We start from the raw sequence: 20,938 nt of genomic DNA on the forward strand, positions 1-20,938 counted from the left end.
CGGGCCGAAGATAGTCGACATCACCCCCTTCGGCGCGAAGGCCGGTTCGCTGAGGGGCGTGCGATCATCGCCCGATGCGCCGCGCGATCATCACCCTGCTCGTCGTCTGCCAGAGCACGCAGGCGCTCATCTTCGGCGGGATCGCGCTGTTCCTGCCGCTGATCCGCACCGATCTCGGCCTGACCTTCGCCCAGGCGGGCACGCTCGCCGCGGCCGGCAACCTGGTGTACGCGCTGATGCAGATCCCGTCCGGATTCCTGGCCGACCGGTTCTCCCCGCGGACGCTGTTCCTGGTCGGGCTGCTCGGCACCAACGTGCTGGCCGCCCTGTTCGCGGTGCTCACGTCGTACCAAATGTTGCTCTTGAACCAAGCTTTTTCCGGGTTTTTCCGGGCTCTGGTCTTCGCGCCCGGTCTGATGCTGATCAGCGCGGAGTTCCCGAGCGACCGGCGCGCGACCGCGATGGGGCTCTACGTGGCCGGCGGCTTCTCGTCCAACATCCTGCTCAGTTCGGTCGGCCCGCTGCTGGTCGGACACGTCGGCTGGCGCGTGCTGTTCGGGGTGTTCGCCGTGGCCGGGCTGGGCACGCTGGCGCTGTATCGCCGCGCCGCCGGACCGGCCGTTCCGAAACCGCCCGGCGACAACCCGGCCCGCATCTCCGACCTGCCCGGACTGCTCCGGCACCGGATCGTCTGGCTGACCGGGGTGATCCAGTTCGCCCGGCTCGCGGTCGCCCAGGGCTTCACGTTCTGGCTGCCCACGTGGCTGGTCGTGGATCGCGGGCAGTCGCTCACCGCGGCCGGTCTGGTCGCCGCGCTCGGGGCCGCGCTGACCGCGCCGGCCAACTATCTCGGCGGCTACGTCTCCGACCGGATCGGGCGGCCGCTGCTGGTCATCGGCGGGTCCCTGGCGACGCTGGCGGCCGGGCTGGCGCTGCTCACGTACGTACCGGGAATGCCCGCCGTGCTGGTCGTGGTCGCGATGATCTCGGTGGTCGTGCAGGTCTACTTCGGACCGCTGTTCGCGCTGCCGATCGCCGTGCTCGGATCGCAGCGGGCCGGACTGCTCAGCGGCTTCGGCAACTTCTGCGCCAACCTGGGCAGCTTCGCGTTCGTCTACGCGCTGGGCGCGGTGAAGGACGCCACCGGCTCGTTCCGCGCCGGGTTCCTCAGCCTCTCCGTGGTCTGCGTGGTCGCGCTGGTCGCGGCGTTCCTGGCCCGGCCCCGCGTCGCCTTGTCGTCGTAGAGGCGCGCGTCGGCGACCGCGTAGAGACCGTCGAAATCGGTGCCGTCCAGACCGACCACGGCCACACCCGCGCTGGCCGCCGTCCGCTCGGCCAGCGCCGCCCGCAACCGCTCGGCCACCGCGGTCGCCGAACAGGCCTCGCGCAGCAGCACCACGAACTCGTCACCGCCGAGCCGCGCGACCACGTCCCGGTAATGGACCGACGATCGCAGCGTGCACGCCACCCAGCGCAGCAACTCGTCCCCGGCGGCGTGCCCGCGCGAGTCGTTGAGCTGCTTGAACCCGTCCAGATCAAAAATCAGCAGAGCATGCGCGGGTACGGCGGTGAACCGCTCGCCGAAACCCCGCCGGTTCAGCAGGCCGGTGAGCACGTCCACCCGGGACAGTTCGGTCAGGCGGCGACGCTGCCGGGCGGCGGTGCGGCCGAGCATCGAGGTGGCGACGGCCGCGGCCGCGGTGCCGGTCAGGTTGATCGCCACGTACCAGAAACCGGCCCCGCCGACCAGGAACGCCATGCCCACGTAGAGCGCCCCGGCGACGACCGCCACCGGCGCGGCGACGGCGGGCCGCATGCCGAGCATCAGCAACGGGATGCCGAGCAGCATGCCGATGCCGAGCGTGCTGTCCACGCCGCCGTCCAGCGCGGCGATCGCGGCGCACCCCAGGAACGAACTCATCGCGAACAGCAGCATCAACGGGCGGGCCATCGGCGACCGGCTGAGCCAGCCGGCCCCGGCGACCACGGCCAGACCGGTCAGGAAACCCCACACGCAGAGCGTGATCATGCCGGGCCGGGACGTGTCACCGGCGGTGAACAGCAGGACGTAGACGGCCGCGACCGAGGTCTGGGCCATCGCCATCCAGCCCGGGTCGGCGATCGCGTGCCGCCGCCGCTCGTCACCCCGGACCGTCGCCGCCTGTCCGGGAGTGATCAGGGCCCGGACCTCGGCCACCGCCTCGGCCGACGGCGCGTGCCGCTCCCGCGCGTCCTTGTCCGCGTAGAGGTTGCGGTCGGCGGCGGCGGCCAGCCCGGCCGCGTCCGTCGCGTCCCGCGGGAACGTGGCCGCACCGACGCTGCACGGCGCGTGCCCGTGCAGCCGCTCCCGGATCCCGTCGGCCTGCGCGGCGTCCCGGACGATCAGCGCGAACTCGTCCCCGCCGAGCCGGCCGGCCGTCGCCCCGGGCACCCGGCGCAACTCCCGCCCGGCCCAGACCAGCAGATCGTCACCGGCCCGGTGCCCGTCCCGGTCGTTGACCGCCTTGAAGTGATCCAGGTCGAGCAGCACCAGAGTCACCTCGCGCCCGGCCCGCTCGGCGCCGGCCAGCTCGGCGGCCAGCCGCAGGTCGAACCCGCGCCGATTCAGGCACCCGGTCAGCGGATCGGTACGCGAACTGTCGGCCAGCCGGCGCCGCAACCCGGCCAGGACGGCGGTGTGCCGCTGGCAGAGCACCGCCGAGCCGCCGAAGGCGAGCACGTGGACCAGCACATATCCCGACGGGGCGGGATCACCCCAGAAAACGATCATTCCGTACGCGAGAGCGCTGCCGCCCGCCGTCACCAGGAACATCCGGGGCGGCAGCACCGTCGCCAGCACCACCACCGAGCCGGGCACCAGCGTCCCGAGCGGCCCGGCCACGCACCCGTCCAGCAGTCCGAGCGCGGCCGCACCGGCCACGTTCACCACGGCCCCGGCGATCAGCGCGGCGGACCAGCCCCGCCGGGCCCCCGCGAGCCGCCCGGCCAACGCCCACAGCAGCACACCGGCCAGCACCATCAGGACGGCCACGGCCAGCATGGCCGGACGGTTCCGGCCGTGCTGGGTGACGACCGCGTAGACGGCGGCGAGCAGTGCCGGCGCCCCCGCGTTCACCGCGACGGCCCGCAGTCTCCAGCGCCGCGAACCCGCGTCTCCCGCTGATACCCCAGGCATGGCCGCACTGATCGGCGCCGCCCGCGCACCCCTGAGCATTCGGGTCACCGTTCCGCAACCCGGCCCGGTTCCCGGGCGGATCCGCGCCATCCTGATCCGCAACGCGGCACACCCGTACTGCAACCAGGTACGGCTTCAGCCGGGGATTCGTCGGACGAAGTTCCATGTGCCACCAGCCGCCGACCACGGCGGCGCCGCCCCACCAAGGAGACGCGCCATGGACAAGCTGACCATGATCTTCGCCTACGTGCACGCCCGCTACTTCTCGCCGCACAACGACGACGAGGGTGCCACCGCCGTCGAGTACTCGCTGCTCGCGGCCCTGATCGCCGGCATCTGCATCGTCGCCGTGACCGCGTTCGGCAAGCAGGTCGCCTCGATCTTCAACACCCTGACCGGCAAGCTCGTCATCACCTGACGAGGCGCCACCTCTACTTTCAGCCGCCCCGGGGCGGCGACCCCCTTCGCAAGGATGCGCCATGGAAAAGCTCAACATGATCGCGGCATATCTCCGCGCCCGTTACTTTCTCCCCGGCGACGATCGGGGCGCCACCGCCGTCGAGTACTCGCTGCTGGCAGCGCTGATCGCCGGCATCTGCATCGTCGCCGTGACGGGCTTCGGCAACCAGATCTCCACGATCTTCAACACCCTGACCGGAAAGATCAGCATTCCCTGACGACGTCGCGTGCCCGAACACGCGGTGTCACCGAGCTCGGCAAAGGGGTACGGCCACCGGCCGTACCCCTTTGCCTGTTGCCGACCCCGGCCGCGCCAGCGTTCATGACGCCGACTCCCCCGCAACAACCCTCAGCACCAGCCGAACACCGCAACCTTCGCGCCAGCCCAGCCCGCCACGCGGGTCACGGTCCCAGCTGGTACTCACGGCTGTTTTCAGGCCCGAAAACAACCCTCAGCACCAGCTGAACACCGCGACCTTCGCGCAGGCCCAGCCCGCCACGCGAGTCACGGTCCCAGCTGGTACTCACGGCTGTTTTCAGGCCCGAAAACAACCCTCAGCACCAGCCGAACACCGCGACCTTCGCGCAGGCCCAGCCCGCCACGCGGGTCACGGTCCCCGGCTGGTGCTCACGGCTGGATTCGGACCCGAAAACAACCCTCAGCACCAGCTGAACACCGCGGCCATTGCGCCGGTCCGGGCCGCGTCGCGGGGCGCGGTCCCGGCTGGTGCTCATGGCTGGTCGGAGCCGGGCAAGCGTGAGGAGTGCGGGCGGACGGAGGGAGCGGTCGGGAGAGGCGGGGGTGTGGGGGTCAGAAGAGGCGGCGGGGGACGGCGGCGGCGAGGGCGGCGTAGCCGGACGGGTTGAGGTGGAGGTGGTCGCCGACGTCGTAGGCCGGGTTGAGGCGGGCGGGGGCGGCCGGGTCGGCGACGGCGGCAGCGAAGTCCACGTAGGAGTCGAAGAGGCCGCCGCGGATGACGCCGTTGATCGTGACGCGGGCGCGTTCGCGCAGGCCGGCCGGGTCGTCGTAGCCGGTGTTGCCGCCGAACGGGGTGATCGTGGCGCCGTAGACGCGCAGGCCCTGGGCGTGGGCGCGGGTCACGACCTGACGGTACGCACCGGTCAGCGCCGTGATCACCTGGCGCTGGCCGGCTTCGGTGGCGTCGGCGGCGCCGATGTCGTTGACGCCTTCGAAGATCAGGACCCAGGCGGCGCCGCTGATGCTGAGGACGTCGCGGTCGAGGCGGGCGAGGACGTTCGGGCCGAGGCCGTCGTGCAGGACACGGTTGCCGCCGGCGGCCTGGTTGAGGACGGCCAGCCGGGGGTCGCCGAGTCGAGCGGCGAGCTGGTCGGGCCAGCGGTCGTTGCCGTTGGTGGTGGAGCCGCGGCCGTCGGTGAGCGAGTCGCCGACGATGACCACGCCGGCCGCGGAGCCGGCGGTGACTTCGAGGCCGCTGAGCAGGTACCAGTGGTCGACCGGGGTCGCGCCGGACAGGTCGGGCTTCTCCGACTGGTCGCCGTTGACCAGCCAGGAGGTTGTCCGGGAACCGGGGTGCCCGGTCAGGCTGAGCCCGGCCTGCCCGGCCGCCAGGTAGGCGGAAACGGTCAGGTTCGACCGGGCCGCCACGGTGAACGGCACCGGGTCGGAGACGATCTGCGCGCCGGCCGGGACGACGACCGACGTCTGGCCGCCGAAGGTCAGCGGGCGTGAGCTGCCGGCGACGATCCCGGAGGCGCCGGCCGTGCCGCCGAGGGGCCGGGCGACCGAGGCCGCGGTGATCGGCAGGTCGGTGGGGCCGAACGCGTTGGAGAAGCGGACCCGGATCCGTTTTCCGCCGATCGAGGTGTGCAGGGTCTGCCGCAGCGTGCTGTCCACCAGCACCGCGTCCGTTCCGGTGAACGGCGCCGGCGGCAGGTTTCCGGGTTCGGTCAGTTGCGGCATCGCCGTCCAGGTGTGCACCCAGGCCGGTGCCGCTGCGGACGAGGCCGAGGCGGGTGTCGCCGGGACCAGGCCGGCGGCGGCGACACCGGCCGATCCGGCCAGGAGATCGCGTCGTTTCATGTCAGAACCTCCGGCTGGTCGGCGGGCCGAGATAGCTGTACTTGACCCCGCCGGTGTCCACGATCAACCGCTGCAGGATCACCGCCGGGTCGACGGCCTGGAACGTGATGGTGTGCGTGCCGGCGCGGGCGATCTCGTGCGTGGTGGTGGTGACGTTGACGTTGTCCGAGGTGTTGCGGGCCCACTGGCGGTTCATCGTGGTGTCGTTGGCGCCGGTGGCCGCGACCGCGTCGACCTCCTGCGGCGTCCCGCCGTCCACCGCGATCGTGTATCGCAGTCGCCCGTTGCGGGGCGCCAGCAGCGCGGAGATCCTGACCGGCCCGGTGGTGGTCAGCGTGACCTTGTAGGAGGCTTGCGGGGACGCGCCGGCCGGCATGATCCCGTCGCCGGTCTTGCCGATCCCGGGCAGTACCCGCCAGCTGCCGGTCTTCTGATCGAAACCGGTCGCCGGGATGGACACGTACCCGTTGGCCTCGGCGTACCCCCGCGGCGTGATCCCGGGGTTGCGGATCGGCGCGCGGACCACGGCCGTGCTTCCCGCGCCTTCGACCTTCAGCGGTACGGACGTGACCCCGGCCGGGGCCCGCTTCCAGTCGACCGAGACGTACGCCCGGATCTGCTCGGCCACCGTGCCGGAGGCGGCGCTGACGTGCACCCACGGAACCGGCGAGGTGATCTTGTAGGCGAACGGCGTCGTCCCCCTGTTGTAGACGTCGATGTACTGCCGGTTCTGCGCCTGCCAGGGGCTGAACTCGGGCAGCACCGAGCTGTCACCGCCGTCGAGCGCGACCCCGAGCGACGCCCCGGACGGCACCTCGATCCGCTTCAGATACGGGTAGATCTCGTCCGGCAGCGCCACGTTGTTGAGCTCGGGCTGCTGCCACGGCGCGTTCGGGCCGTAGCGGGCGACGTTCCCGTACCCGATCTTGGGCTGGAGCTGCCAGTCCTTCCACTTCCCGCCGGCCAGCGCGGTGTTGTAGTGGGCGTTGAGCGCCTGGTCCTCGGCGAATCGCGCCTCGGCCTCGTCGGCCAGGCGGTTGGTCGCGGCCCGCCCCTGCGCGGCGTACATGATGTTGGTGAACTCGGCGCGCCGCAGCTGGTACAGATTCGCGGTCGCCTTCACCTGGTAGAAGACCATTTGGAAGTACGCATCCTGCCAGGCCTCGGGCACCCGGGCGCGCAGCCGGGTCGCGCGGTCGGCCAGCGCTGTCCACTCGGCGACCACCCGGTCCATCTCCCCGTAGTCGGTGAGACTGAACGGATTCCCCTGGTCGTCGTAGACCACCGCGGTCGGGTCGGTCCGCAGGTCCTTGGCCGGGTCCACGGTGATGCGCCGGTTGAGCAGTTCGGGCTTGCGGCGGGACTGCAGAACGCCGTACTCGGAAAGGATCTCCGCAATCGGAGCGGAGAGTGACTGACCGAAGCTCTGCGCCGCGTAGCGGCGTTCCCACGCGTTGATGCCGTCGAGCGGAATCGCATCCGGATTCCACGCGTAGTCCAGGAAGAACTGGGTCGGCTCCTCCTCGTTCTTGAGGTCGCCGACATTCGCCACCCAAAGACGATCAACACCTGAGGTGTACGACCGGTGGAGCTGTTCCCACGTGTTGACCAGGTTCGCGGTGTCGGCCCACTTGTAGTTGCGGCCGTCGCCCACGTAGTCGAAGTGGTAGTACATCCCGTAGCCGCCGCTGCGGGCCGGCAGCGATGGGTCGGGCAGCTTGCGCATGTTGCCCCAGTTGTCGTCGCAGAAGACCACGGTCACGTCGTCCGGCGGCCGATAGCCCTGGTCCCAGTAGCGCTGCACCTCCTTGTAGAGGGTCTGCACCTGGGGTGCGCCGAGCATGCCCTCGTCGGCCAGGATCTGCCGTTGCGACGAGATGATCGAGTCCATCAGGTCGATGCCGTCGCCGTCGGGCAGGCTCACGTCACCGTTGCCGCGCATGCCGAGCGTGACCACGCCCTCGATGTCCTGGTCGCGCATCCGTTCGATGCCGGTCCGCCAGTAGTCCTTGATCGCGTCCGGGTTGCGCCGGAAACTCCAGTCGCCGGTGCCGGCCGGATGCCGGTTCCACTCCTCGATGCCGCGCATCATCGGCGCCTCGTGCGAGGTGCCCATGACGACGCCGTAGTAGCCGGCGGTGGCGTGGTTGGCCGGGTCGTCCTCGGCGAAGGCGCGACCCCAGACGGCCGGCCACAGGTAGTTGGCCTTGAGCCGGAGCATGGTCTCGAAGACCTTGGCGTAGTAGTTCGCGTTCAGCCCGCCCGGGTATCCGGAGGCCTTGCCCGGGCCGAAGAAGGCCGGCGCCCAGGTCCCGGTGTCCGGGTTCTCGTCGTTGATGAAGAACCCGCGGTACTTGACCTTCGGGGTGCCCTGGCTGTGCCGGCCGGGCAGGGCGTAGAGCGCGTCCGCGTGCGGGACCGGCACGTCGTCCCAGAAGTGCCAGGGCGAGACCCCGATCAGGCGCGACACGTCGTAGGCGCCGTAGATGGTGCCGCGCTGGTCGCTGCCGGCGATCACGAACGCGCGGCGCACGCCCGGGAGCGGGTGGTCGACGACCTGCTGGATCGACGTCTCCCACTTCCCGGCGATGCCTGTGGTGTCGAGTTTGCCGCCGGCGATCATCCGGTCGATCAGGGCGGAGCGGCCGATGGTCCCGACGATGATCGGGTCGCGGCCGCTCTGCTCGGCGGCCGGGGTGACGCCGGTGGCCGCGCCGATGTCGGAGCGCAGGTCACCGGCCACCCGCAGCACGCCCGGGTAGTCCTCGGGGCTGGTCACGACGGGTGCGGCGACACCCCGTTCGACGAGTGGGAAGCGGCCGGGACCGGCCTTGGTGGAGATGTAACCGGTCGCCCCTTTGTCGGGCGCGGCGTGGGCGGGGATCGGGTTGAGGAGGGCGAGCACAGCAACAGCGCCCGCGAGATGACTTCGCATGGGTACGCCTCCGGTGGATGAAGCGCTCCGAAAGTTTCGGGAAGATGCCGATCGCGTGTCGGTAACGTATAGCTCTACGTCTATACGAGTCAACCGGTGAACAGGCGATCAACTTGCTCAATGTCCCGAAACTTTCGGAGAACCCCGATCCGCTCAGAGAACCGTGCAGGTAGTGCCGTTCACGGTGAACGTGGCCGGGACCGGGTTGCTGCCGGTCCACGAGGCGAGGAAGCCGACCGAGGCCGAGCCGCCCGCGGCGATCGTCGCGTTCCAGGAGGCGCCGGTGACCGAGACCGCGCTGCCGGACTGGGCGACCGTCCCGTTCCAGAGCTGGGAGATCGTCTGGCCGCCGGCGAAGGTCCAGGCCAGCTTCCAGTTGGCGATGGCCGACGAGCCGGTGTTGGCGATCTTCACGTCACCCTGGAAACCGCCGGGCCAGCTGCCGGTGATCTTGTAGGTGACCGCGCAACCGCTCGGCCCCGCTGACGTCGAGGCGCTCGGGGACACACTCGCCGAGGGTGACGCGGTCCCGCCGATCTTCGAGGGATCAACCACTCCCCAGTACGCCGATTTCGCCTGCAACCGCGTGTCGAACAGCAGCGGCGCGTCCTTGCGGGTCACCGGGTACGTGTCCAGCCAGGTGTTGTCGTCGGCCAGCCCCCACAACGTCACCGAGGTCAGGTCGGCCTTGTACCTGCGGAACAGCGCGAACATGTCGCGGTACATGTACGCCTGGGCCAGCAGCCGATCGGCCGGCGGCGTCGGGAACGACTCCCCGCTGCCGGTGTAGATGCTGACGTCCATCTCGGTGATCTGCTGCTCGACGCCGATGCCCTCGAACTTCTTCAGCATCGCCTCGGTGTCCGAGATCGACGGCCAGCTCACGTTGACGTGCATCTGGTGGCCGACGCAGTCGATCGGCACACCCTCGCCCTTGAGCTGGACGACCAGGTTGTAGAGGGCGTCCCGCTTGGCCGCCACGTTCGTGTTGTAGTCGTTGATGCAGAGCTTCGCCGACGGCGCGACCTCGCGGGCGACCCGGAACGCCGTACGGATGTAGTCCAGTCCCGTGATCGTGTACCAGCTGCTGCGCCGCATCCCGTCCGACTGCGACTCGTCGATGACCTCGTTGACCACGTCCCAGGTGCCGATCGTGTCGCCGTAGTGCGCGGCCACGTTCCGGATGTGGTTCTCCAGCCGGGCCAGCAGCAACGCCTTGTTCTCGGCGGTCGCGGTCATCGTGGCCCCGTTCGCGTCCTGGAAGACCCAGGCCGGTGTCTGGTTGTGCCAGACCAGGGTGTGCCCACGCACCTTCATGTCGTGAGCCTTGGCGAACGCGATGATCGGGTCGGCCTGCGTGTAGGTGAACGTATTCTCGGTCGGCTCGGTCGCGTCCCACTTCAGCGCGTTGCCCGGCGTGATCGAGTTGAAGTGCCGGGCCAGCAGGTCGCCGTGCTCGGTGGTGATCTCGGCGCCGGTGACCGCGGCCCCGACCGGGAACTCGGTGACGACGTCCTTGACCGCGGGGATGTCGGTCTGGATCGGCAGTGCCGGCACGTAACTGGCGGTGACGTCGTCGAGGTAGAGCGAGCCGGTGGTGGAGGCCGTCTCGACGTACAGGTTGAGGAAGTCGACGTCGGCCGAGAGCGTGTAGTGCCCGGTCAGGTTGACCCAGCCGGACGAGGTGACCGCGGTGTTGCCGACCACGGTCTCGTACGTCGCGGTCCCGCCGGTCCGCCGCTCGACGCTGAGCCGGGCGTTGTCCGAGCCGTCGGCCATCCGGACCCAGGCCGAGATCGTGTACGCGGTGCCCTTCTCGAACGTGCCGAGCACGCTCAGCGACGGGCCATTCCAGGTGGCGGTCCGGCCGGTGACCGCGAGGCTGTGCGTGCCGCCGTGCGCGACGGTGGTGCCGACGGCCAGGGACTCGGCCGAGCGCCCGGTCCAGCCCTGGACCGTACCGTCCTCGAAGTCGCTGGTCAGAACCGTGACGGGGGTGGGGTCGGCGGCCGCGTGGGCGGCCACGACGGCGGTGAGCGGGACCGCGACCACGAGTGTGGCCAGGGCCAGCCGCGCGAGAGCGCGCATCCGTGTTCCCTTCGGGGGCAGGGAGTTCGGCTGGCGCTGACGGCTGTTCCCGAGCCGTCCGGACAGCCCTCAGCGCCAGCCAAGGACAGTGACCGCCATCGTTACATGGGAGCGCTCCCATTACAATGCTGTGACAAGAATGTTGCCGCACCAGGTCTTCTCAGTTCAGCGGGAGGGCGGCCGATCAGACGATCGTGCCGGACCAGATGTATCTGCTGGCCAATCTCGTGATCATGGTGGCCTACTCGGCGATCACGGTCGCCATCGTGGTGCCCGTCCGCCGCGCCGGGCAGCTACGCAGCAACAAGCTGGCCACCGCGACCGCGCTGATCTTCTTCAGCTGTGCGGTCGGGCACGGGCTGCACGCGCTGGCCGCACTGCTGGTGGCCGTCCGCGGCACCGGGCACGCCGCGGCCCACGCCGGAACCGGCGGCTGGTTCTGGGCCTCGGCGTTCTGGGACGCGTTCACCGCCACCGTGGCCGTCTACTACTGGACGCTGCGCCGCGGGTACGGGGTGCTGCTCGGCAAGGGCGCGATCTACGTCGACCCGTGGAGCCGCCACCAGCTGGACGAGGCCGGCGCGCGGGAACAGGCCGCGCGGGACGTCGCCGAGGCGCACCGGGTCACCCTGGCCACCGTCGTCGAGCACAGCGACGACGCCATCGTCGGACTCACCCCGGACGGCATGATCACCGCCTGGAACCACGGCGCCGAACGCGTCCTCGGATACACCGCCGAGGAGGTCCTGGGCCGGCCGATCACCATGATCGCCGAGGACGAGGCCGGCGCCGGCAAGCAGCGCGAGGTGATGGCCCTCATCCGCGGCGGCGCCCGCAGCGTCACCTACGAGGCGCGACGCATCCGCAAGGACGGCACCGCGGTCGACGTCTCCCTGATGATCACCGCGATCCGGGACCGGGCCGGCACGATCACCGGCATCTCCACGGTCGCCCGGGACATCACCGCCGCCAAGGAGCACGCCGAACGGCAGCGCGCCGTGCAGGAACGCACCCAGCAGGCGCAACGCATGGAGAGCCTGGGCAACCTGGCCGGTGGTGTGGCCCACGACTTCAACAACATCCTGGCCATCATCGCCAACTACACCGACTTCGCGATCGAGGAGACCGCCGACCGGCCCGCCGTGCAGGCCGACCTGGTCCAGGCCCGCACCGCGGTCGAACGGGCCACCAACCTGACCCGGCAGCTGCTCACCTTCACCCGCGGCGACGCCATCCAGCCACGGAACGTCGCGCTCAACAGCGCCCTGGCCGAGACCCAGGCGATGCTGGAACGGACCATCGGCGAACACATCCACCTGGTGGTGGTGCCGAGCGAGACCCCGCTGACCGTGCACGCCGACCCCGGCCAGCTCCAGCAGGTGCTGCTCAACCTGGCGATCAACGCGCGGGACGCGATGCCCGACGGCGGCACCCTGGTCCTCGAGGCCAACCGCGCCGACCTGGACGGCGACGAGGTCAACATGCAACCGCACCTGCCGGCCGGCCGGTACGCCCGCCTGGAGATCAGCGACACCGGCGAGGGCATGCCGCCCGAGGTGGCGCAGCGGATCTTCGAGCCGTTCTTCACCACCAAGCCGCGCGGCAAGGGCACCGGGCTGGGCCTGGCCACCGTGTACGGCATCGTCACCGAGGCCGGCGGCAGCGTGAACCTCTACTCGGAGCAGGGCGTCGGCACCACCTTCCGGATCTACCTGCCCCTGGTCGACGCCCCGGCCGACACGACCGTCACCCCGGGCCGCCGCACCGCCCCACCCCGCGGCGACGGCCGCCGGGTCCTGGTCGTCGAGGACGAGATCGCCCTGGCCCGCATCGTCACCCGCATCCTGACCGAGAACGGCTACCGCGTCGTCGCCGCCAACAACGGCCGCCAGGCGCTGTCCCTGTTCGACCAGTACGGCTGCGACCTGCTGCTCACCGACGTCATCATGCCGGAGATGTCCGGCCCCCGCCTCGCCGAACTCCTCACCGAACGGCGGCCCGGCCTCCCGGTCATCTACATGTCCGGCTACAGCAACGGGCTGCTCGGCAGCACCCACGTCCTCGACGGCGACATCACCTTCATCGAGAAGCCGTTCACCGCCGCCGACCTCCTCCACAAACTCGCCACCACGAGCACCCGCACCCCGGTCCGGTAGAAAAACGTCCGGGCCGAGGGCGATGTCGTGGTGCCGGGCGCCGGCCTCGTCGGGGTGCGGGTGAACTGCCCGGTGCGATGACCGTCGTGTGGGGACACCCCGCTCATCGAAGATCTTGACTCGTTGTTTGTGAGCGTTAACACTCAGGAAACGTAAACGACGCGAGGCAAGGAGTTGCCATGCCCCGGAGCACCGTCCGGCTCCTGCGAACGAAACTGTTAACGCTCCTCACAACGACCACCCTCCTGGCCGGCGTGCTGGCCACCGCGAGCCCGGCCGCCGCGGCCGTCGATGACGGGCTGCTGCTCTGGTACAAGTTGGACGAGAAGTTCGGCGCGGTCGCCGCCGACGCCTCCGGCCACGGCCGGGACGGTGTGGTCACCGGCGCGTCCTGGACCGGCGGGCCGGGGCTGAGCTTCGACGGGACCAGCACCTACGTGAAGGCGCCGGACAACCTTCTGGCCGATCTGGACGCGGTCACCGTCGCGTTCGACGTGAAGCTGGACAGTGCACAGGCGACTCCGTACTTCCTCTACGGATTCGGCAACACCGATGCGTCGACCGGTTACGGCAACGGCTATCTCTTCGCCACCGGCGACAGTTTCCGCACCGCGATCTCGCTCGGCAACTGGTCCGGCGAGCAGAACACCCGGCCCGCGACCGGGTACAACCTGACCCGGAACGCCTGGAAGCACGTCGCCTACACGCAGGCCGGGACGACCGGCACGCTCTACGAGGACGGCGTCGCGGTGGCCACCAACACCGCGATCGGGATCCTCCCGGGCGCGATCGGCGGCGGCACGACCACCGCGAACTACTTCGGCCGGTCGCTCTACACCGGCGACAGATACCTCAAGGGCGGGATGCGCGACGTCCGCGTCTACGACCGGGCGCTCTCCGCCGACGAGGTGAACACCCTGGCCACGCCGGTGAACGAGGCGGCCGTGGCGGCCGACCGGGCGAGCCTGGACCTGGGCGACACCGGCGCGCTGACCGCCGACCTGGCCCTGCCCGCGACCGGCGCCAACGGTTCGAAGCTGACCTGGTCGAGCAGTGACCCCGCGGTGATCACCGATGCCGGCCGGATCACCCGTCCGCGCGCCGGGCAGCCCGACGCGCAGGCCACGCTCACCGCGACCGTCCGGCGCGGCACGATCCGGGCGACCAAGGACTTCGCGATCACCGTCCGGGCCGAGCTGGACGACGCGGCCACGGCCGCCGCCGCGGCAAAAACCCTGGAGATCAAGAACCTCGATGACGTACGGGGGAATCTCGCCCTGCCGAACAGCGGCGCCGCCGGCACGACGGTGACCTGGACCAGCGACGACCCGGCCGTGATCACCGCGTCGGGCGAGGTCCACCGGCCCGCGCCCGGCGCCGGCGCGACCACGGTGACGCTGACCGCGGCCGTGACCCGGGGCAGCGCCACCGCGACCCGTGACTTCACCGCGCGGGTGCCCGCGCTGCCCGCCCCGGAGCCGTTGAAGGGGTACCTGTTCAGCTACTTCACCGGTGAGGGTTACTCCAACGGCGAGCAGATCTACAACGCGCTCAGCAACGGCAACGACCCGCTGAGCTGGCGTGAGATCAACGACGGGCAGCCGGTGCTCACCTCGACCCTGGGCACGCAGGGTCTGCGCGACCCGTTCATCATCCGCTCGCCCGAGGGCGACAAGTTCTACCAGATCGCCACCGACCTCAAGATCTACGGCAACGGCGACTGGGACGCGTCTCAGCGCAGCGGCAGCAAGTCGATCATGGTGTGGGAGTCGACCGACCTGGTCAACTGGACGAACCAGCGCCTGGTCAAGGTCTCCCCGGACACGGCCGGCAACACGTGGGCGCCGGAGGCCTTCTACTCCCGCGAGCTGGGCTCGTACGTCGTCTTCTGGGCCTCGAAGATCTACGACGCGGCCGACACCGGGCACACCGGGACGACCTACAACAAGATGATGTACGCGACGACCCGCGACTTCTACACGTTCAGCGAGCCGAAGGTGTGGAAGGACCCGGGCTACTCGGTGATCGACTCGACCATGGTCGAGCACGACGGGCAGTACTACCGGTTCACCAAGGACGAGCGGAACAACAGCTCCTCGTCGCCGTGCAGCAAGTACATCATCGAGGAGAAGTCGGCCGACGTCCTCGACCTGGACTACGACTTCGTCTCCGAGTGCATCGGCTCCCCGGATCTCAGCCGCGGCGAGGGCCCGCTGGTCTTCAAGAGCAACACCGAGGACAAGTGGTACCTGTTCATCGACGAGTACGGCGGCCGCGGCTACGTGCCGTTCTCCACCACCGACCTGGACTCCGGGAAGTGGACGCCGGAGACGAAGTACACGCTGCCGGCGCGGCCCCGGCACGGCACGGTCCTGCCGGTCACCCAGGCCGAGTACGACCGGATCTCCGCGAAGTACGAACCGCCGGCACCCGCGCCCGGCCTGCGACTCCGGTACAAGTTCGACGAGACCAGCGGCACGGTCGCCAAGGACTCGTCGGGCAACGGCTTCGACGGGACGTACACCAACAACCCCGTACTCGACGGCAATGCCGTCGCGCTCTCCGGCGGCTCGTACGTGACCATCCCCAACGGCGTGCTCAAGGGCGCGACCAGCGCGACCGTCAGCCTGTGGGCCAAGTGGAACGCGTCCACGACGGTCAACCAGTGGATCTACGGGCTCGGGCCGGACAGCAACAAGTACCTGTTCACCAGCCCGTCCAACGGTTCGTCGCTGCTCTACTCGGCGATCACCAGCGGCAGCTGGTCGGCCGAGTCGAAGCTGGCGGGCAGCGGTCAGCTGCCCGGCGGGACCTGGCAGCACCTCGCGGTGACCGTGGACGGGACGACCGCGGCGATGTACCTCAACGGGCGCAAGCTGGCGACCGCCACCGGGGTCACCGTCAGACCGGGCGACCTCTACGACGCGTCGAAGAGCTATTCCGGGTACGTCGGCCGGTCGCTCTACGCGGCCGACCCGTACTTCTCCGGGGCGGTCGACGACTTCCGGATCTACAACACCGCACTCGGCGGCGCCGCGATCCTGAACCTGGCCGGGAAGGGCACCTCGGTCGGCGGAGTCACGTTGTCGCAGCTCAAGGTGGACGCGATCGTCGACGACACGGCCGGGACGGTGAAACTGCCGGTGGCCGAGGGCACCGACGTGACCGCGCTGGCGCCGCAGTTCACGCTGGCCGAGGGCGCGACGATCAGCCCGGCGTCGGGGACGGTCCGGGATTTCAGCCGGCCCGTCACGTACCGAATAATCGATGGTGATGGAGCCGAGCGGACCTGGACCGTTTCGGCGTTGGTGATGCGAAGCCCGGTCTTGCCGGGCCTGAACGCCGATCCGAACATCACCGTGTTCGGCGACACGTTCTGGATGTATCCGACGACCGACGGGTTCGCGGGCTGGTCGGGCACGCAGTTCCACGCGTTCTCGTCGAAGGATCTCGTGCACTGGACCGACCACGGGGTGATCCTCGACCTCGGTCCGGACGTCTCGTGGGCCGACAACAGTGCCTGGGCTCCGACGATCGCCTCTCGTGGCGGGAAGTACTACTTCTACTTCTCCGGGGGCCTGGCCAGTGGGAACACGGCCAAGCAGCTCGGCGTGGCGGTGGCCGACAACCCGGCCGGGCCGTTCACCGACGCACTCGGCAAGCCGCTCGTCGCGGCCGGCAACTACAGCGGGCAGATGATCGACTCGGCGGTCTTCACCGACGACGACGGGAAGTCGTACCTGTACTGGGGCAACGGCAACTCGTACCAGGTGCCGCTGAACGACGACATGGTCTCGTTCGACCCGGCGCTGGTGAAGACGTATCACCCGGCCGGCTACAACGAGGGCTCGTTCGTGATCAAACGGAACGGGACCTACTACTTCATGTGGTCGGAGAACGACACGCGCAGCGCCGACTACCGCGTCGCCTACGCCACCGGCAGTTCCCCGACCGGCCCGTGGAGCGATCGGATCGGCGTGATCCTGTCCAAGGACACGTCGCTGGGCATCCTCGGAACCGGGCACCACTCGGTGGTCCGCGCCCCGAACAGCGACGACTGGTACGTGGCGTACCACCGGTTCGCGATGCCGGGCGGCGACGGCACCCACCGCGAGACCACGATCGACCGGCTCACCTTCGACGCCACCGGGAGGATCAACCCGGTGGTGCCGACGCTGGAGAGCGTGGACCCGGTGACCGTGGCCCACGCCGGCGCGGACGTCTCCGGGCCCGAAGGCGGCGCGATCCCGATCAGCGGAACCGTGTCGAACGATGCCAACGCTCCGCACTGGTCGGTGAACGGGCCGTGCGTCGTCGCCGACCCGAACGCCCTCGCCACGACGGTGACCTGCACCGACGACGGGCAGTTCACGGTCACGCTGACCGCCGGCGGCAGCCGGGACACGGCCGGGCTGACCGTGCACAACGTCAGCCCGGTGGCAGGGACGCCGTCGACGCCGGCCGCGCCGGTCGCGACCGGCAAGGTGGTCACGGTCAGCGTTCCGGTCGCCGATCAAGACCCCCTTTCCTGTACGGCGTCCTGGGGCGACGGTTCCGCCTCGACCGGCACGGTCAGCGGCGGGACGTGCGTGGTGACGCACGCCTACCCGGCCGGCGGGGTCCATCAGCCGTCGATCACCGTGCGCGACGACGACGGGGCGGCCGTGACGGTGACCGCGGCGCGCGTGGTCACCTACGGTCCGGGGCAGGTGGCCGGGAACGGGACACTGATCGCGCCCGCCGGCTGCCTCGACGGGTTCCGGTCCGGTGGGACGATCGGGTTCGCGTTCAACTCCGGGGCGCCGGGTGGTAGCACCTGGATCCAGTTCCCGGCCGGCGACCTGGACTTCCGGTCCACGTCCCAGTCGGGGCCGCTGATCCTCGGGAACACGGCGACGTATCAAGGGACCGGGAAGGTCAACGGCTCGGGCTCGTACAAGTTCCTGATCACCGCGATCGACGGGAACGATCGGCTGGCGATCCGGGTCTGGGACGCTCGCACCGGTAGGTCCGTTCTCAACCTGTCGACCCTCTCGCCCGCTCGCTTGACCAGCGGCGGCATCGTGATCGCCCCTCCGAAGCGGCACTGATAAGCGGGGGTGCTGGTTTTCCGGCACCCCCGCTTCACTCTCGGTCGTGGGTGGTTGCGGTTTTGCTTGCCAGCACCCTCCCGCTCCGCTTCCGGTGGCTGCCGCCGCTCGCGGTCCGGCGTGGTTGCGGTTGTCCGCGATGTGGGCGCTGGTCCCGGCAGGTGGGCGCGTCGCGGGCTCGGCTGGTGCTCACGGTTGCCGCAAGCCCGTTTTGCAGCCGTGAACGCCAGCCACCTCCGCTCGGCTGGTGCTCACGGCTCCATAGCCGCCGTTTTACGACCGTGAGCACCAGCCGGAGATCTCGCTTTCCGCAAGCCCGACCCGAGCGGGTTCTCCGGCGCCAAGCAGCGGCCGCGACCGGCGGCAATCACCGCGAGCGAAGACTGAGGGTGCCGGCAAGCAAAACCGCAACCACCCACGGCCGCGAGCGGCGGCAGCCACCGGAAGCAGAGCGACAGGGTGCCGGTGAGCTCAGGTCTGCGGGACCGGGCCCTCCATGACGTGCAGGGTCTCCACCGGCCGGAAGCCGAAGCGCCGGTTGGTCGCGATCATCGCGTCGTTGCCATCGGCCGTCCAGGAGTGCAGGTGGCGCACCCCAGGGAACTGCTCCGTCAGCTGGGCGAGGTTGGCCGACTTGAGGACCGCGCCGAGGCGGTGGCCGCGGTGGGCGCGGAGGACGAACGTGTCGTCCTGCTGGGCGTGAAGACGGTCGGAGTTGACGAAGACGCGGGTGTATCCCGCGGGTGTTCCGTCCGGGCCGCGCAGCAGTGCGGTGACCAAGCCCCAGCCTGCGGTGGCGAGGCGTTCGTCGCTGCGTTGCACCTGGTCGGCGGTGACGACGGTCGGCTCGTGGTCGCGTTCGCCGGTGGGGACGTCCTGTTCCATCAGGGTGGACATGGCGGCGAAGTCGGCGGCCGAGTCGGAGGCGACCGGGCCGGTCCAGGTGTGCAGCCGGTATCCGGCGGGCAGGTCGGCCGCGACCGGGGCGGCGGGGAGTCCGAGAAGGTAGCGGCGTTCCTGCAGTTTGCTGTCGAAGCCGCGGGCGAGGGCGAACCGGCCGCCGTCGTGCTCGGTGAGTGACTGGGTGAGGGGCACGTGGAGTTCGGTGGAGATGACCCGGCGTCCGTGGGCCCGGGCCAGGGCGAGGCCGGCTTCGTACAGGGCGGTGCCGGCGCCGCGGTGGCGGTGTTCGGGGGCTACGGCCAGTTCGAACTCGGTGGTGTGGGTGTTCGCGGCCCGGGGCAGGTTCACGATGATGCCGCCGAGGCATTCGTCGCCGTCCCACGCGCCGTACGCCTGGCGGTCGAGGGTGGCGTTGCTCGCGGTGGTGCGCAGCGATGTCAGGGTCGACTCGGCGCCGGCCACGGTCGGTTCCTCGCGGCCGGCGACGATACCGGCGCGGAACGCCGCGTGCCACGAGTCGGCCTCGGGATGGTGTGGATCAAGCGCGCGCAGCTGCATCCGGCCATTCTGGACAGGTGCCGGGGGCGGGGCAACCCCATTCGCGGCGGGCCCGCGAAAGGTCAGACAGGAAACCGCATTCCCTCTGCTGGATGCGCTTTCAGTATCGTTGACTATCGATCGATTAGCGTGGGATGCTGCCCCGGCGCATCGAATGTCGCCGATCTAAACGCCCCGGAAGGCCCCGCCGCGGCGGCGATGTCGTCGTGCGCTGAAACGTTCCAGGGATCCGGGAGGCGTCATGGCGGTCAGCAGGCGAACACTTCTCCGAGCCGGGCTGGCGGCCGCCGCGGCCGGGGCGGGCGCCGCGGGGTGCGGCGACAGCGGGAGCGACGCGAAGACGCTGCGGTTCGCCTGGTGGGGCAGCGAGGAGCGGGCCAAGGTGACCCAGCAGGTCGTGGACCTGTTCCACACCCGGCACCCGGACATCACGATCAAGACGACGTACGCGGCCTTCGACCCCTACTTCCAGAAACTGGCCACCGAGATGAGCGGGGGCAACGCTCCCGACGTGCTGCAGATGAGCGAGCGCTACATCCGCGAGTACGCCGAACGCAACACCCTGCTCGACCTCACCCCGCACCTCGGGTCGACGGTCAGAACCGCCGACCTGGAGAAGAAGCTGTTCACCCAGGGGCTGATCGGCGAGAAGACGTACGGGCTGCCGATGGGCCAGACCACGCACGTGCTGCAGTACGACGCCGAGCGCTGGACCCAGGCCGGCGCGAAGCTGCCCGCCGACGGCTGGACCTGGGACGACCTGCGCGACGCGGGCGCCGCGGTGAGTGCGAAGTTCGGCCCGAAGGTCAGCGGTCTCAGTGACTTCTTCGGCATCGAGGACTGGTTCGGCGACTGGCTGCGCCAGCAGGGCAAGGATCTTTACACGGCGGACGGCAAGCTCGGCTACACCGACGCCGAGGTGATCCGCTGGTGGAAGATGGCGGTGGACTTCAAGGACGCGAAGGCGCTCACCCCGCCGGCGGTGACCAGCAACACGACCGGCACGCCGTTCCCGCGCAAGGAGTCGACGGCCGAGTTCGCGCCCGACTCGACCGTCGGGATGACCTCGTGGGACACGTACGGGAGCGAATTCAAGCTCTCCGCCTTCCCGACCGCCGGCAGCGGGATCGGCCAGGTCACCCAGCCGCCCATGATGATCAGCGTCGCTCAGCGGACGAAGAGCCAGGACGCCGCGCTGACCTTCGTGGACTTCTTCCTGAACGATCCGGAGGCCGGCGCGCTGCTCGGGATGAGCCGGGGTCTACCGGCCAACCTGACGATCCGGCAGTCGCTGGCCGGGACGCTGACCGACGAGTGGAAGATGGTGGCCGACTACGAGGCCCTGGTCAGCCCCGAGCTGCTGCCCGCCCCGGCCCCGCCGCCGAAGGGCGCGGGCGTGGTGAAGACACAGTTCCAGCGGATCTACGACGACGTGATGAACGCGACGGCCACGCCCGAGCAGGCCGCGCCGCGGCTGATGAGCGAGATCAAGCAAGCGCTCGGGGCCTGAGC

Annotated in this window: 10 protein-coding genes and 1 pseudogene; 6 read left to right on the plus strand and 5 right to left on the minus strand. The window is 70.1% G+C overall.

Annotation, left to right across the window (positions count from 1 at the left end; all coding sequences use genetic code 11):
- Window positions 1-74: 74 nt before the first annotated feature.
- Window positions 75-1,244 carry an MFS transporter gene (locus ACSHV8_RS30285; protein ID WP_436521159.1) on the plus strand — a complete coding sequence of 390 codons (1,170 nt, stop codon included), beginning with the start codon at window positions 75-77 and terminating at the stop codon, window positions 1,242-1,244.
- Window positions 1,245-1,273: 29 nt separating this feature from the next.
- Here the strand turns inward: ACSHV8_RS30285 and ACSHV8_RS30290 are convergent.
- A pseudogene (locus ACSHV8_RS30290) lies at window positions 1,274-3,265 on the minus strand (diguanylate cyclase domain-containing protein); the annotation flags it as partial.
- Here ACSHV8_RS30290 and ACSHV8_RS30295 point away from each other — a divergent pair.
- Entirely contained in the window at window positions 3,174-3,593 is a 420-nt protein-coding gene (locus ACSHV8_RS30295) for a Flp family type IVb pilin (protein ID WP_436521161.1), read from the plus strand. The pseudogene ACSHV8_RS30290 and the gene ACSHV8_RS30295 overlap by 92 nt on opposite strands.
- Before the next feature lie 61 nt (window positions 3,594-3,654).
- On the plus strand, window positions 3,655-3,852 hold the full coding sequence (locus ACSHV8_RS30300; protein WP_436521163.1) for a Flp family type IVb pilin: 198 nt from the start codon (window positions 3,655-3,657) through the stop codon (window positions 3,850-3,852).
- A 593-nt stretch (window positions 3,853-4,445) separates the two neighbouring features.
- Here the strand turns inward: ACSHV8_RS30300 and ACSHV8_RS30305 are convergent.
- The 3 genes from ACSHV8_RS30305 to ACSHV8_RS30315 form a co-directional block, all read right to left on the minus strand.
- A complete protein-coding gene (locus ACSHV8_RS30305; RefSeq protein ID WP_436521165.1) occupies window positions 4,446-5,696 on the minus strand; it encodes an SGNH/GDSL hydrolase family protein in 1,251 nt (416 codons plus the stop codon).
- A 1-nt stretch (window position 5,697) separates the two neighbouring features.
- A complete protein-coding gene (locus ACSHV8_RS30310) occupies window positions 5,698-8,631 on the minus strand; it encodes a glycosyl hydrolase 115 family protein (protein ID WP_436521167.1) in 2,934 nt (977 codons plus the stop codon).
- A 153-nt stretch (window positions 8,632-8,784) separates the two neighbouring features.
- On the minus strand, window positions 8,785-10,719 hold the full coding sequence (locus ACSHV8_RS30315; RefSeq protein WP_436521169.1) for an endo-1,4-beta-xylanase: 1,935 nt from the start codon (window positions 10,717-10,719) through the stop codon (window positions 8,785-8,787).
- Window positions 10,720-10,913: 194 nt separating this feature from the next.
- Between ACSHV8_RS30315 and ACSHV8_RS30320 the strand changes: the two genes are divergently transcribed.
- Window positions 10,914-12,875, plus strand: a complete 1,962-nt coding sequence (locus tag ACSHV8_RS30320; RefSeq protein ID WP_436521171.1) for a PAS domain S-box protein — start codon at window positions 10,914-10,916, stop codon at window positions 12,873-12,875.
- Between the two features lie 179 nt (window positions 12,876-13,054).
- Window positions 13,055-17,965, plus strand: a complete 4,911-nt coding sequence (locus ACSHV8_RS30325; RefSeq protein WP_436521173.1) for a family 43 glycosylhydrolase — start codon at window positions 13,055-13,057, stop codon at window positions 17,963-17,965.
- A 471-nt stretch (window positions 17,966-18,436) separates the two neighbouring features.
- Here ACSHV8_RS30325 and ACSHV8_RS30330 read toward each other — a convergent pair whose 3' ends face one another.
- The gene (locus tag ACSHV8_RS30330) at window positions 18,437-19,426 is read right to left on the minus strand and encodes a GNAT family N-acetyltransferase (protein ID WP_436521175.1); all 990 of its coding nucleotides are present in this window, start codon (window positions 19,424-19,426) and stop codon (window positions 18,437-18,439) included.
- A gap of 241 nt (window positions 19,427-19,667) precedes the next feature.
- On the opposite strand from ACSHV8_RS30330, the gene ACSHV8_RS30335 reads away from it, so the two are divergent.
- The gene (locus ACSHV8_RS30335; protein ID WP_436521177.1) at window positions 19,668-20,936 is read left to right on the plus strand and encodes an ABC transporter substrate-binding protein; all 1,269 of its coding nucleotides are present in this window, start codon (window positions 19,668-19,670) and stop codon (window positions 20,934-20,936) included.
- Window positions 20,937-20,938 lie beyond the last annotated feature (2 nt).

The sequence above is a fragment of the Actinoplanes sp. HUAS TT8 genome (assembly GCF_051380535.1).
Taxonomy (GTDB): domain Bacteria; phylum Actinomycetota; class Actinomycetes; order Mycobacteriales; family Micromonosporaceae; genus Actinoplanes.